General features: G+C 69.8%; 14 protein-coding genes and 1 pseudogene. 7 read left to right on the plus strand and 8 right to left on the minus strand.

Annotated features, from left to right (window positions below; all coding sequences use genetic code 11):
- Positions 1-69: 69 nt before the first annotated feature.
- From BXA11_RS24095 to BXA11_RS45650, 3 genes and pseudogenes are all read left to right on the plus strand, one after another.
- Positions 70-459, plus strand: coding sequence for an ArsR/SmtB family transcription factor (locus tag BXA11_RS24095; protein ID WP_083744555.1), 390 nt, complete (start codon positions 70-72; stop codon positions 457-459).
- A 324-nt stretch (positions 460-783) separates the two neighbouring features.
- Positions 784-1,884, plus strand: a complete 1,101-nt coding sequence (locus BXA11_RS24100) for a GTP-binding protein (protein ID WP_275409729.1) — start codon at positions 784-786, stop codon at positions 1,882-1,884.
- Positions 1,885-2,030: 146 nt separating this feature from the next.
- Positions 2,031-2,777: pseudogene (locus BXA11_RS45650) on the plus strand (methyltransferase domain-containing protein); the annotation flags it as partial.
- A gap of 217 nt (positions 2,778-2,994) precedes the next feature.
- Here BXA11_RS45650 and BXA11_RS24120 read toward each other — a convergent pair.
- Together BXA11_RS24120 and BXA11_RS24125 are read right to left on the minus strand one after the other, a co-directional pair.
- Positions 2,995-4,224 carry an MFS transporter gene (locus BXA11_RS24120; RefSeq protein WP_076438089.1) on the minus strand — a complete coding sequence of 410 codons (1,230 nt, stop codon included), beginning with the start codon at positions 4,222-4,224 and terminating at the stop codon, positions 2,995-2,997.
- Positions 4,225-4,228: 4 nt separating this feature from the next.
- Positions 4,229-5,587, minus strand: coding sequence for an FAD-dependent oxidoreductase (locus BXA11_RS24125; RefSeq protein ID WP_239105124.1), 1,359 nt, complete (start codon positions 5,585-5,587; stop codon positions 4,229-4,231).
- Between the two features lie 107 nt (positions 5,588-5,694).
- Between BXA11_RS24125 and BXA11_RS24130 the strand changes: the two genes are divergently transcribed.
- Both BXA11_RS24130 and BXA11_RS24135 read left to right on the plus strand, forming a co-directional pair.
- Positions 5,695-6,744, plus strand: a complete 1,050-nt coding sequence (locus BXA11_RS24130) for a flavin-containing monooxygenase (RefSeq protein ID WP_076438093.1) — start codon at positions 5,695-5,697, stop codon at positions 6,742-6,744.
- Between the two features lie 77 nt (positions 6,745-6,821).
- Positions 6,822-7,187, plus strand: coding sequence for an ArsR/SmtB family transcription factor (locus BXA11_RS24135; RefSeq protein ID WP_030511312.1), 366 nt, complete (start codon positions 6,822-6,824; stop codon positions 7,185-7,187).
- Positions 7,188-7,269: 82 nt separating this feature from the next.
- Here the strand turns inward: BXA11_RS24135 and arsB are convergent, their stop codons facing one another.
- Together arsB and BXA11_RS24145 are read right to left on the minus strand one after the other, a co-directional pair.
- Positions 7,270-8,352 (minus strand): ACR3 family arsenite efflux transporter, encoded by a 1,083-nt coding sequence (arsB, locus tag BXA11_RS24140; protein ID WP_076438094.1) that lies wholly within the window; start codon positions 8,350-8,352, stop codon positions 7,270-7,272.
- Positions 8,349-8,663, minus strand: a complete 315-nt coding sequence (locus BXA11_RS24145) for an ArsR/SmtB family transcription factor (RefSeq protein WP_076438096.1) — start codon at positions 8,661-8,663, stop codon at positions 8,349-8,351. Before BXA11_RS24145 ends, arsB begins: the two co-directional genes overlap by 4 nt.
- 161 nt (positions 8,664-8,824) lie before the next feature.
- On the opposite strand from BXA11_RS24145, the gene BXA11_RS24150 reads away from it, so the two are divergent.
- Entirely contained in the window at positions 8,825-9,247 is a 423-nt protein-coding gene (locus BXA11_RS24150; RefSeq protein WP_030511315.1) for an arsenate reductase ArsC, read from the plus strand.
- 129 nt (positions 9,248-9,376) lie between these two features.
- Here BXA11_RS24150 and BXA11_RS24155 read toward each other — a convergent pair whose 3' ends face one another.
- Both BXA11_RS24155 and BXA11_RS24160 read right to left on the minus strand, forming a co-directional pair.
- Positions 9,377-9,958 (minus strand): hypothetical protein, encoded by a 582-nt coding sequence (locus BXA11_RS24155; RefSeq protein ID WP_076438099.1) that lies wholly within the window; start codon positions 9,956-9,958, stop codon positions 9,377-9,379.
- Positions 9,940-10,278 (minus strand): PadR family transcriptional regulator, encoded by a 339-nt coding sequence (locus BXA11_RS24160; RefSeq protein ID WP_076438101.1) that lies wholly within the window; start codon positions 10,276-10,278, stop codon positions 9,940-9,942. The genes BXA11_RS24155 and BXA11_RS24160 overlap by 19 nt, the downstream gene beginning before the upstream one ends.
- 87 nt (positions 10,279-10,365) lie before the next feature.
- Here BXA11_RS24160 and BXA11_RS24165 point away from each other — a divergent pair, with 87 nt between their 5' ends.
- Complete coding sequence (locus BXA11_RS24165; protein WP_083744539.1) at positions 10,366-10,872, plus strand: DUF2306 domain-containing protein; 507 nt, start codon at positions 10,366-10,368, stop codon at positions 10,870-10,872.
- Positions 10,873-11,086: 214 nt separating this feature from the next.
- On the opposite strand, the gene BXA11_RS24170 is transcribed toward BXA11_RS24165, so the two are convergent.
- Positions 11,087-12,685 (minus strand): ABC transporter substrate-binding protein, encoded by a 1,599-nt coding sequence (locus BXA11_RS24170; protein WP_076438103.1) that lies wholly within the window; start codon positions 12,683-12,685, stop codon positions 11,087-11,089.
- A gap of 13 nt (positions 12,686-12,698) precedes the next feature.
- Positions 12,699-13,499 (minus strand): alpha/beta fold hydrolase, encoded by an 801-nt coding sequence (locus BXA11_RS24175; RefSeq protein ID WP_076438105.1) that lies wholly within the window; start codon positions 13,497-13,499, stop codon positions 12,699-12,701.
- Between the last annotated feature and the right edge of the window lie 3 nt (positions 13,500-13,502).

Genomic DNA, 13,502 nt, shown 5'->3' on the forward strand with positions numbered 1-13,502 from the left:
GTCTAGACTCGTGGGTGATGCGGCCGGGTGACCCACGCCCGGGGCGCTGAGGGAGAGGACCCGATCGCCATGGCCGAGCACGACGAGCCTGTGCTGCTGCCGCATGAAGACCTTCCCGCGGTCGAACCCGATGTGCCGCGCCCGGCGCGGGTGACGGAGCCGTTGACGCGGGAGCAGAGCATCGCGCTCGCCGCGGGCTTCAAGGCGCTCGGCGACCCCGTACGGCTGCGGTTGCTCTCCCTCGTCGCCTCTCACCTCGACGGCGAGGCGTGCGTGTGCGACCTCGTCGGGGCGTTCGACCTCACCCAGCCGACCATCAGCCATCACCTCAGGGTTCTCCGGGACGCCGGGCTCGTCACGTCGACTCGGCGGGGCACCTGGGTCTACTACCGGGTCGTGCCCGAGGCGCTCACCGCACTGACGGGCATCATCGCCCTGCCCTCCGTCGCCGCGCGATAGGCGATCCGGCGGGCGGCCGGCCACCGATGCCGTCATTACGAAAATGACGCGTGATTAATTCCGTGAACGAATAGGCTAGCGGTAATCGTAGCATCTGTATTGATTGCCATCAATACCCCTTTCCGGTGCGACTTCGCGGCATTGTTAATCATTTGTTTCCTGGCGTCAAGGATCTTGACCTCGTTGAACAGAGGCTGTTAGCTGGCTGCGGATGGCGGATCACCGACACCACCTCGACACCCTGTGACGCGAATACTCACTCGTGCCGTGCAATGCGGCGATATCTGTACGGAGCACCGTTACCAGAAGTGAGGCGAACGCCGGTTGATCACCTTCATGACCTTGAGCGGTTTTCTCGGGGCGGGTAAGACCACCACTCTCGTCGCGGTCGCGAAACATCTCCAGTCGCAGGGCCGCAGGGTCGCGGTCATCACCAACGACCAGGGCACAGAACTGGTGGACACCCAGCTCGCCAAGTCGGCGATCGCGGAGGCCGGCGAGGTCACGGGCGGATGTTTCTGCTGCCGGTTCGAAGACCTGCTGACCGTCGCGCAGCGCCTGGTCGACGGCCACCAGGTGGACACACTGCTCGCCGAGGCGGTGGGCAGTTGCACCGATCTGCAGGCCACCGTCATCCGGCCGCTCAGCGCTCACTACGGCGAACGTTTCGCGCCCGCCCCCCTCCTGGTCGTCGTCGAACCGGAAAGGCTCGACGCGCTCCGTACGTCGTTGCCGCTGGACGACACGGAGTCGGACATGTCCTACCTGTTTGGCAAGCAGTTACAGGAAGCCGACGTGATCGCGCTCAACAAGATCGACCTGCTCGGCGCGGCGGAGGCCGCCGCCGTCATCGCGGATCTGCGCGAGCGGTACCCCACCGCCACCGTGGTCGGCTACTCGGCGAAAACCGGGGAAGGGCTGGAGCAACTGGTGTCCCGCTGGCTGGGCTCGCAGCCCGCCGGACGCGGTCTCGACATCGACTACGACCGCTACGCCAACGCCGAGGCCGCGCTGGCGTGGCTGAACCTCAGCCTGGACGTGACGGCGGTGGAGGGCTTCGACCCGGACGCCTGGGCCCGTGCGCTGCTGGAGCACCTGTCCGCGACCGCCGCCCGCAACGGCTGGATGATCGGCCACGTGAAGGTCAGCCTGGAGTCCGCCGGTGACCTGAGCAAGGTGAGCGTGACCGCCGGCGGCGCCGAGCCGACCGTGGACGCCGCGGTGGGGAGGACGTTCACCGGTGCGGTGGCACGGCTCAACGCCCGCGTCGCGTGTGAGCCCGCCGAGCTCGACGCCGCGGTGGCCGAGGCGGTGGAGGTGGTGTCCGCCGCCAGCGGCACATCGGCCGTGCAGAGCGCCGGCGTCCCGTCGTTCAAGCCCGGCTACCCGCGTCCCACCTACCGGATCCCCGCCCCGGCAGGATGAGGTGAGGCCGGGGGCGACCTGGGCCTGTCGCCGCGCGCGCCCGCGCGTGACCGAGGCCGCCGTGGCTCACGATGAGATCGTCGACCGCTACTCCAGGTTCGCCAGGACTGCGATGACCGCCCAGTCCGGCCACGACTCCGCCTCCTTTGGCGAGGGCTGCGTCGGCGCCGCCGACCTGCACGAGGGCGACGTCGTGCTCGACCTCGGCTCCGGCGGCGGAATCGACGTCCTGCTGTCCGCCCGCCGCGTCGGCCCCACCGGCAGGGTCTACGGGCTGGACGCCAGCCCCGACATGCTGAGCCTCGCCCGCGACAACGCCGCACAGGCCGGCGGGACCAACGCCGAGTTCCTGCACGGCACCATCGAGCACGTCGCTGCCCGGCCGTACGGTCGACGTGGTCATCTCCAACTGCGTCATCAACCTGTCCGACGACAAGGCCGCCACCCTGGCCGAGGCGTTCCGCGTCCTGCGCCCCGGCGGCCGCTTCGGCGTCAGCGACGTCGTTACCGAGGACGCCATCCCCGACCAGGACCTGCGCCGCCGCACCGAGACCCGCATCGGCTGCACGGCCGGTTCCCTGACCGTCGGCGAGTATCGCACCCTGCTCCTGGACGCCGGTTTCACCGGCATCGCCATCACTCCCACCGCCGACCACGGCGACGGCGTCCACTCGGCCATCGTCAAGGCCGCCAAGCCGCCCGTCGCTCCCGGCTTCGAGATCCGCCCGATGCGGGCCGCGCGAGGACGCTGGCGTCTGGACCATCCAATCCGGCGTGTTCCCCGAGAACACGGCCAGCCTGGCCCTGCACCAGGCGGCCGGCTTCCGCGTCCTCGGCACCCGCGAACGCATCGGCCGCCATCACGGCGTCTGGCGCGACGTCCTCATGACTGAACGCCGCAGCCCCGCCATCTGACGTCACCGGTGGCGCGGCTCAGCCTCCGTGGCAGGAGGAGCAGAGCGCAGCAGGCGCAGGACCGCCGCGCAGGCGAGGTAGGTCATCAGCGCGACCCCGATCGAATACGAGATGCTTCACCCCAACACCCAGCCGGCATGGCGGCCAACCATGGATCGTCACCTACGACCGTCCGGAGAGGACGCTGTTCCGTGATCACTGCCTAATGCGGCCGGTGCCCAGGGCGAGGAGGCCGGCGAGGGCGGACATGGCCGCTAGCAGGGTGAACAGTTGCGGGTACCCGCCCAGGGGTGGGGCGAGAGCGGCCCCGACGAAGGGGGCCAGAGCTGCGGCGATGGTGGCGGGGGCGGCCAGTAGGCCGGACAGGCGGCCGTAGTGGGTGGTGCCCCAGCGGTCGGGGACGGCGGTGGCCTGGAGCAGGGTGAGGTTGCCGCGCACCATGCCTGCGGCGACGGCGATCGCGGTGAGTAGCGCGACGGGTCCGGGGATGATGGCCAGGGCAGCGGTGGTGGCGCCACCGGCCGCCATCAGCGCGGCGGTGCGGAGCCTCACGTCGGTGCGGCGGGCGAGAGCGGCGTACAGGGTGCGGCCGAGGGTCTGGCCGGCGCCGCCTAGGCCGAGTGCCCAGGCGGCGGCGGTGGTAGAGGCGCCACGCGTGGTGAGAAGGGGAACCAGCGCGATGACGACGGCGTACATCGCGAAGGCGGAGGCGGTCAGCGCGGCAGCCAGCAGGAGGAACGGCCTGCTCCTGGCCACATTCACCAGCGCATCGCCAGGTCCATGTGCAGGCTGACCGGACGGTGGCGATGGGGCGAGGGGCCAGGGGGCTCTCAGCGCGAGGGCGTGGGCCGGGATGGTGACGACGGCCAGGATGGCGGCGAGCACCGCGTAGGTGGTGCGCCAGGACAGATGCTCGGCGAGGGCGGCGGTCAGGGGGGCGAAGACAGTGGAGGCCAGCCCGCCGGCGAGGGTCACGATGGTGAGCGCGCGGACGCGGTCGGGTCCCCACCAGCGGGTCACGGCGGCGAACGCCGGTTGGTAGAAGGTCGCCGCCATCGCGATCCCGGCAAGGAGCCAGGCAGCGGTGAAGGTGAGCAGGTTGGGCGCGTAGGCGGCGGCCAGCACGCTGAGCGTCGCCAGGATGGACCCGATGGTCATCACCGCCCGTGGGCCGCGGGCATCCAGGATGCGGCCGACGGGGATGCCGACGAGGGCGGAGACGAGCAGGGCGGCGGAGAAGGCCGCGGTGGTGGCGGCAACGGGCCAGTTGGTGTCTGCGGTGATGGCCGGGTTGAGCACGGGGAAGGCGTAATAGACGACTCCCCAGCTGGTGATCTGGGTGGCGCACAGAGCGGGCAGGACGGCACGCGGCCGCGACCGGTCGTCATCTCCGGTCGCGGCCGTGCGATCGTGAAGGTCGGTCACCGGGTCAGCAGCCGCCGGAGGAGACGGGAGCGCCGATGCCGATCTGCAAGGTGGCCGGGGCGGCGCAGCAGCCGCCGGACGAGGAAGCCGCGTTCTCGGGCTGGTCGAACAGGCCGGAGCCGCCGCACACTCCGGTCTCGGGCAGGACCAGTTCGACGCGTTCGGCGGCCTCGCGGTCACCGGCCAGGGCGGCGGCGATGGAGCGGGTCTGCTCATATCCGGTCATGGCCAGGAACGTCGGGGCACGTCCGTAGGACTTCATGCCGACCAGGTAGATGCCCTGCTCGGGGTGGGACAGCTCGCCCACGCCGTGCGGGTAGACGGTGCCGCAGGAATGCACGTTGGGGTCGATCAGCGGCGCCAGCGCGACCGGGGCCTGAAGGCGCTCGTCCAGGCCGAGACGCACCTCGGACAGGAACGACAGGTCCGGGCGGAAGCCGGTCAGCACGATGACCTCATCGATCGGCTCGGTGCGGCGGCCGTCATCGGCGATGAGCACCAGGCGGTCACTATCATGCTCGACTGCGGCGGCGCGGAAGCCGGTGACCGCCGTGGCGTGTCCCGCCTCGACAGCGGCCTTGGCCGCGACGCCGAGGGCGCCGCGTGCGGGAAGCTGGTCCGCCTCGCCGCCGCCGAAGGTGCCCGCGCCGATGCCCCGCCGCAAAATCCAGACCGCGTGCGTGCCCGGCTCCTGGGTGGCGAGGTCGGCAAGGGCCGCCAGCGCGGTGAAGGCCGAGGCCCCGGAGCCGACCACCGCGGTGCGCCGCCCCGCGTACCGGGCGCGTACGCCCGGGTCTCTCAGGTCGGGGACGCGGTAGGAGATGCGGTTGGTCGCGCTCTTTTCGCCGATGGCGGGCAGACCGTCGCCGCCGAGCGGGTTGGGGGTGGTCCAGGTGCCGGAGGCGTCGATGACCGCACGGGCGCTGATTCGCTCTTCGCAGCCGTCGGCGGTGCGTACGTGCACGGTGAAGGGCTGCTCGTCGCGGCCGGAGTCGACCACGCGGTCTCGTCCGGCCTTGGCCACGCCGGTGACGGTGGCGTTGTAGCGGACCTTGCCTTCGAGGGCGTCGGCGAGCGGCTGAAGGTACTGCTCGGCCCAGTCTCCGCCGGTCGGGTACGTCGCCGCGTCCGGGCGGACCCAGCCGGTGGGAGCGAGCAGCTTTTCGGCGGCCGGGTCGACGACCTCGCCCCAGGTGGAGAACAGCCGCACGTGTGACCACTCCCGGACGGCGGACCCTGCGGCGGGGCCGGCCTCCAGCACCAACGGGTCGAGTCCGCGTTCGATCAAGTGGGCGGCGGCGGCAAGGCCGATGGGACCGGCTCCGATCACGACGACGGGCAGTTCGGCGGCGTGCGTGGTCACGGCGTCTCCTCTGATTCGACATTCGTCTATAAGTTGCGCGGCCAGCATGGCATCTGTTTCGATAACCGTCAACATAGACATTCATCAAATCAAAGAGAGGGTGCGTCATGGATGCCGAGGTTGTGGTGATCGGGGGCGGCCAGTCGGGGCTGGCCACGGCGTACGCGTTGCGACGGCAAGGGCTGACGCCGGTGATGCTGGAGGCCGCCGACCGGCCGGCCGGGTCGTGGCCGCGCTACTACGACAGCCTCACCCTGTTCTCCCCGGCCCGCTACAGCTCGCTGCCGGGCATGCCGTTCGGCGGGGACCCGGACCGCTACCCACACCGTGACGAGGTGGTCGACTACCTCACCGCCTACGCCGACCGCCTGGACGCCGACATTCGCACCGGTGCCCGCGTGGCGGAGGTCAGCGCGGAGGGCGAGGGGTTCGGCATCGCCCTAGCCGACGGCAGCCTCCTCTCCGCGCGGGCCGTGGTCGCGGCGAGCGGAACATTCGGCAACCCGCACCGGCCCGCACTACCTGGTCTGCAGGACTTCACAGGGACGGTGCTGCACGCGGCCGACTACCGCGCCCCCGAGCCGTTCGCCGGTCAGCGGGTCATCGTGGTCGGCGCGGGGAACTCCGCGGTGCAGATCGCCGCCGAACTCGCGACCGTGGCGGGGGTGACGCTGGCCACCCGGGCGCCGGTACGGTTCGCCCGTCAGCACATCCTTGGCCGGGATCTGCACTTCTGGCTGACCGTCACCGGGCTGGACACCGCGCCGCTGGGCCGTCTGCTGCGCACACCTCCGACTCAGCCGGTGCTCGATGACGGCCGCTACCGCTCAGCCCTGAACTCCGGCGCTCCGGATCGGCGGGCGCTGTTCACCGAGGCCGGCGACGGCAAGGTCACCTGGGCGGACGGCACGACCGAGCAGGTGGATGCGATCGTGCCGGCTACCGGCTACCGCCCCGACCTGCCCTACCTGGCACGGCTCGGCGCGCTGGACGCGGCCGGGCGTCCGCTGCACCGCGACGGCGCATCGCTCACCCATCCTCTGCTCGCCTACGTGGGGCTGGAATGGCAGCGCAGCCTGTCGTCCAACTCGTTGCGCGGGGTGGGACGGGACGCCGTCCGCACCGCCCGGCGGCTGGCCGCCCGCCTGCGCCGCTGACCGGCCTGCAGCCGCCACCGGATGAGCGGACTGGGTTGGCCCTCACGTGTTGGTTCGATGTGTGTCAACATAAATGCATGTCGAATTCGCGGACGCTGCCGGTGCTGGAGTCCGAGGCCGTGGTGCCGTGCTGCCCGCCGCTGACCGAACGCACGCTCACGGCCGCAGAAGCCGAGCGGACGGCGGCGATGTTCAAGGCGCTCAGCGACCCGGTGCGGCTGCGCCTGTTCTCCGCGGTCGCCTCCGCGCCCGGCGGCGAAGCGTGCGTGTGCGACATCTCCGATGTCGGGGTGTCCCAGCCGACCGTCTCTCACCATTTGAAGAAGCTGAAGGAAGCCGGTTTGCTGGCCTCCGAGCGGCGGGGCACGTGGGTGTACTACCGGGTCGAGCCGAGCGTGCTGGCCGGGATGGGCCGGCTGCTGACCGGCGCCGCCCCCGCCTGAGAACCACAGTCCGGGCCTGTACGCGGCGGGGCTGCTCCGGACGTACCGGGGCGGCCCCCGTGCCGTCGATGGGGGAGTCCTGTCAGGGCGTGGCGGGGGCGAATCCGCGGCGCCAGGCGAGAGAGACGTAGACCAGCGCCACCAGCACGGGGACCTCGATCAGCGGTCCTACGACCCCCGCCAGGGCCTGGCCGGAGGTGACGCCGAAGGTGGCGATGGCCACGGCGATCGCCAGCTCGAAGTTGTTGCCGGCCGCGGTGAAGGCCAGCGTGGCGGTCCGGTCGTACGACAGGCCCAGGGCCTTGCCGAGGGCGAAGGCGCCGAACCACATCAGCGCGAAGTAGGCCAGCAGCGGCAGCGCGATGCGGGCGACGTCGGCGGGTTCGGAGGTGATCGTCTTGCCCTGCAGGGCGAACAGGATCACGATCGTGAACAGCAGCCCGTACAGCGCGAAGGGGCCGATCTTCGGCAGGAACGCGCTCTCATACCGCTCGCGGCCGAGCCGACGTTCTCCCAGGCGGCGGGTGAGGAAGCCGGCCAGCAGCGGGACGCCGAGGAAGATGACGACGTTGAGAGCGATCTTGGCGGCGGAGATGTCGAGGTGCTTCCCCTGGCCGAGGCCGAGCCAGCCGGGCAACAGGTCGAGGTAGAACCAGCCGAGCAGGCCGAACGCCAGGACCTGGAACACGCTGTTGAGTGCCACAAGGACGGCGGCGGCCTCGCGGTCGCCGCAGGCCAGGTCGTTCCAGATGATGACCATGGCGATGCAGCGGGCCAGGCCGACGATGATCAGGCCGGTGCGGTATTCCGGCAGGTCCGGCAGGAAGATCCAGGCCAGGGCGAACATCACGGCCGGGCCGACGACCCAGTTGGTGACCAGCGAGGAGATCATCAGGCGGCGGTCACCGGTGACGGCGTCCAGCTTGTCGTAGCGGACCTTGGCCAGCACCGGATACATCATGATCAGCAGGCCGAGGGCGATCGGCAGGGAGACGCCGCCGATCGCGACCTTCGACAGCACGTCGTTCAGGCCCGGGACGGCACGGCCGAGGCCCAGGCCCAGGCCCATGGCGACCAGGATCCACACTGCCAGGAACCGGTCCAGCAGCGACAGCTTGCCCACCACGCCGCCGGGCGCGGCGAGCGCGGGCTCGGGGGCCGTCATGGGCAGGACCTCTTCCTGTCGGCGGCGGCGGTGGCGCGGGCGGTCTCGGCGAGTTCGGCGAACTGCCCCGCCAGAGAGGCGATGACGTCAGGCTTGAGCCGGTAGTAGGTGAACCGGCCGCACGGCTCGGTGTCCACCATCCCGGCGTCCCGCAGCACCTTCAGGTGGTTGGACAGGTTGGTCTGCCGCGCGCCGGTCTCGGCCACCAGGTGGGTGGTGCACAGCGTCTCCCGGGCGAGCAGGGTCACGATCTGCAGCCGCAGGGGATCGGCCAGCACCCGTAACAGATCAGTGTCGACTGACATCAGCATGTACTGATACTTTCACATCAGTCGGTGCTGATAGGAACCTGAGGCCCCGGCCGCCACCTCCTGCACGCCATCCGCGACGCGATCGACGCGCGAGTCGCCGACCTGCCCGCCACCCTGCCCCGGGCCTGACCCGCACCACTATCGGTAAGAAGGAATAGAAGATGCCCACGACCGCTCCTGTCGCGTCCGTTCTGTTCGTCTGCGTGCACAACGCCGGCCGCTCCCAGATGGCCGCCGGATTCCTCTCCCACCTGGCCGGCGACCGCATCGAGGTCCGCTCCGCCGGGTCGCTGCCCGCCGAGCAGGTCAACCCGGCCGCCGTGGCGGCGATGAAGGAGGTCGGCATCGACATCTCCGGCCAGATCCCCAAGGTGCTCACCCCCGAGGCGGTGCAGGCCTCCGACTACGTCATCACCATGGGCTGCGGGGATGCCTGCCCGATTTTCCCAGGCAAGAAGTACCTCGATTGGACCCTGGACGACCCCGCCGGCAAGGGCGTCGAGGCCGTCCGCCCGATCCGGGACGAGATCAAGACCCGCATCCAGGCGCTGATCACCGAGATCGACGCGCAGCAGGAAAGCTGATCCCGCCGCTCTTATCGCCTCCGCCCGGGACGTCCTCGCGCGGGCGTACTCCCGGTCAGCGGCGGCGCCTCGTCGCGACCCTCCTGCCAGGCGGGCAGCACCCCCCGGCGAGACGACACCGCGGCATAGTCATAGGCGTGTGATCAGCGTGGGGACAGCTCGCACCGCCAGCATGATCCTCGCGACGCTGCCGCTCAGCGCCACGAGCAGCAGCAAGGACGGCGGCGGCACAAGCGTGACGACCATGCCCAGCATGAGCGTGTCCACGACAGCGACGGTTGCCGCGCCGCCCAGGGCGGCCAGCCGTACGGTGCGGTAGTGCCGCTGTTCACGGAGGGCGGTCACGAGCATGAGCACGACCGAGCCGAGCAGGAGACCGAGGGTCAGGCGTAAGGGGAGCGGGATCGCCGAGGTCCAGCCGTTGGCGGTGACGAGAGTGGCTCCCCAGCCCAGTCCGACGATCGGTCCGGCCACGAGCAGCGTGATTGCGGCGTGCCTGGCCGGTGAGGCGCGAATGAAGGCGGCGGTGACGGTGTCGGCGTCGCCGAAGTCCGCCAGGGCGGCCTGGGCTGCCGCGTCCGGATCGCCGAGCCGCTCCATCTGGTCGTCGTAGGACGCCAAGAGGCCGTCGGCGAGCTCGTCGACCACGGGGTCGGGCAGCCGTTCGGCGAGCGTCCGCAGGTGGCGTTCGATCAGTTCGTGGCCGGCCACGGTCCACCACCCAGCGCTGCGGACATGACCGCGGCGAACTCCCGCCAGTGGTCGCGTGCTCCCGCCAAAGAGCGTCGCCCCTGCTCGGTCAGCTCATAAGTGCGCCGTCTGCGACCGCCCACCACCGACCAGCTTCCCTTGATCAGGCCCGCGCGCTCCAGTCGGTGCAGCGCCGGATAAACGGTGCCGGTGGGCAGATCGAGCTTGCCGCCCGTGGCGTCACACAGCGCTTCCTTCACCGCATAGCCGTGCTGCGGTCCGTCCTCCAGCGTGGCCAGCAGGAGACCGTCCAGGTGTCCTTTCAGTGCTTCCGCCCTCATAGGTAGTAACGCTATATCTGCTCTTCCCGGAAGCCAAGACCCGGAGTAGCGTTGCTACATGTAGGAACGCTACGTATTGGAGATGCGATGGACCACATCGACATCCTGGGCACTCCGATCCCCAACGCGGGACCGGTCTTCTTCGCCGCACTCGCCATCCACGTCACTGCCGGGATCACCTGCGTGAGCTGCGGCGCGATCGCCGCACTGACGCGCAAGGAAAGCCCACTGCACCGGCGATTCGGCCGCGTCTACCTGTGGGCGTGGGCCGTCGTCTACCTCACCCTGACCGTCATGTCGGCGATCCGCTGGCGGGAGAACGTCCACCTGTTCGTCATCGGCACCCTTGGCTTCGCCGCCGCGCTGACGGGCTACGCCAACCGGCGGCGCCGGCCCGACCTCCACATCCTCGCAATGGGCGCGTCCTACGTGCTGGTGTTGACCGGCTTCTACGTCGACAACGGCCCCCACCTGCCGCTCTGGGACAGGCTCCCCACCGTTGCCTACTGGTTGCTCCCGGCCCTGATCGGCTTCCCCTTGATCGCGCGCGCGATCGCCCGCAGGCGCCATAGGCGCGCGCCGGCACAAGCGTGATCACCGGGGATGGGGCCTCGAAGCATTCGCCGGCCCGGCGGTAGGACAGGCGGGCCCGCCCGGAGCTCGGGCCGAGGGCGGTGGACGGCCCGGCAGGCCGCGCGAGGCCGGCACCACGTTCCTGCAGGAACTCGTGGGTGCGTGCCCCGAACTCCCCGAGCTGCCCCGCCTGGCCCGACCTGAACGGACCCCGCACCCCGGCATCGGGCGCACGTCATCCGGTGAAGGCCACGTCCTCCAGGTTGAGTTCCAGCGTGGGGTTCACGACGGAGCCGCCCACGTTCTTCTGCATGAGGTAGTTGAGCGTCTCGTAGTGCACGAAGATCAGCGGGCAGTCCTCCTGGACGATCGCGCGGATCTGCGTGTAGAGCTTCTTGCGCTCGGCCATGTCTGTGGAGGCTGCGGCCCGGTCGATGAGCTTGTCGAGGGCCGGGTTGGAGTACTTCATCGAGTTGATGGAGCCTCCCGTCCTCACGACGAGCGAGTAGAAGTTGTCCGGGTCGATGGTGCGCTCCTGGTAGGCGCTGGTGATCTCGTAGTCGCCCTTGGAGTACCTGTCGAACCACACGGATACGTCGACCTGCTCGATCTGCATCGTGATGCCGATCTTCTTCAGCGCCTCGGCGACGATCTCGCCGGTCTTCAGCAGCTCCGGATACTGCGGCAGGCCGAGGTAGCGGATCGTCAGCCCGTTGGGGTATCCGGCGGCGGCGAGGAGCTGCTTGGCCTTGTCGAGGTTCGGCCCGGCGGCGAACGGGTCGACGCCGTCGTACCACGGAGATCCGCTGGGCACCTCCTGCACGCCGGCCTCGCCCGACCCGAAGTAGGCGATGTCCTTGATCACCTTGCGGTCGATGGCCCAGGCGATGGCCTGACGCACTTCCTTCTTGTCGAACGGCGCCTTGGCGACGTTCATCGCGAGGAAGTCCGGGATGCCGGCCACGGGGCTGGTCTTGTAGGTGAAGCGCGGGTCCTTGCTCAGGGTGGGCAGCTGCTGCAGCGGAACGGCGTCGGCCCAGTTGATCTCCCCGGCCGACAGGGCGTCGATGCGGCTCTGGTCCACCAGCAGGAACCGGAAGTCGATCTCGTCGAGGTAGGGGCGACCGGAGCGGAAGTACTTGTCCCACTTCTTCAGCGTGATGTGGTCGCCCTGGACCCATTCAACGAACTGGAACGGCCCGGTGCCGACCGGGTTGCGGGCCGGGTCCTTCGACTCGATCGCCTTCTGGTTGACGATCTCGCCGTTGTTGGCCAGGTTCGTCAGGAACGGCCCGAACGACGACTTCAGGTGGAAGATCACCTGTGTGGGGGAGACCACCTCGATCGAGTCGATCGGCGTGTACAGCGGGGCGTACGCGCTCGCGGTCTTCGGGTCGAGGATCCGTTCGAAGGTGTACTTCACGTCGGTCGCGCTGAACTTCTCACCGTTGTGGAAGTAGACGTTGTCGGCCAGGTCGAAGGCCCACGTCTTGTCGTCCTGGGCGGTCCACTTGGTGGCCAGTCGCGGGATGACGGAGCCGTCGGGTCCGAGGTCGACGAGCTTGCTGAAGATGCCGTCGTAAACCTGAGCGCCGGTGTAGACCGACGACACGGCGGGGTCGAGGCTGTCCGGCTCGCCGGTGAGGGCGGCCTTGAGGACGCCGCCCGCCTTCAGCGCGGCGGCGGCTCCGCCTCCGGCAGCCGAGGTGGTGGTGGGGCCGCAGGCCGACAGCAGAGAGCCGGCCGCGCCGACGCCGACCACGCTGAACCCGAGGAGGCCGGCGCGCCGCAGGAACGAGCGCCGGGAAAAGTCAGGGCCGGGATTGAATGTCATGACTTTCTCCTGGTCAGCCGGAGTGGGCGCGGACGAAGTCGATAAGGGTGGTGTTGAACGGCTCGGGGGTCTCCCACAGGCAGGCATGGCCGCCGGGAACGGTGGCCCACTGCGAGCCGGGCACGGCCTCCTGCAGACGCCGCGAGAGCCGGACCGGGATGAGGATGTCCTCCTCGCCCGCGAGCACAAGCGTCGGAGTGCTGATCTGCCCCAGCCGCTCGGTGGTGTCGTGGGTCTGGATGACGTTGAGCTGGGACAGGTACGCCTCGACGGACATGGTCATCTCCGCCATCGCGGTGTCGAACTCCGCGGCCTCCTCCGGCCGCTCCTCGAAGAACGGCACGGTGAAGGCCCACAGGCCGACGTCCCGCATCACCGTGGGGACGCCCATCTCCCTGGCCATGTCGGCCCACAGCGCGAACATGCGGGAGCAGAACGGCCCAGGCGCGGCATAGGTGCAGGCGAGCGTCAGGGACTTCAGGTCGCCCGGGTACGCCAGGGCGTACTCCTGGGCGATCATCCCTCCCATGGAGACGCCGGCCAGGTGGATGCCGGTCAGGCCCAGGTGGTCCACCAGTGCCTTCGCGTCGTCGGCGAGTAGCCGGGAAGTGTACGGCCCTGCCGGCTTGTCCGACGCGCCGATACCACGGTTGTCGAAGCTCAGGACCCGCAGCCCCGCGTCCAGCAGTGCGGGCACCTGGGCCCCCCAGGTCTCCAGGTCGTCGGCGAGGCCGTTGACGAGGACGACCGTTTCGGGCCCCTCGCCTTCGAGCTGGTAGTTGATCGTGATGCCATTGACGAAAGCGGTTGACACGGG

The sequence above is a fragment of the Microbispora rosea genome (assembly GCF_900156315.1).
Taxonomy (GTDB): Bacteria; Actinomycetota; Actinomycetes; order Streptosporangiales; family Streptosporangiaceae; genus Microbispora; species Microbispora rosea.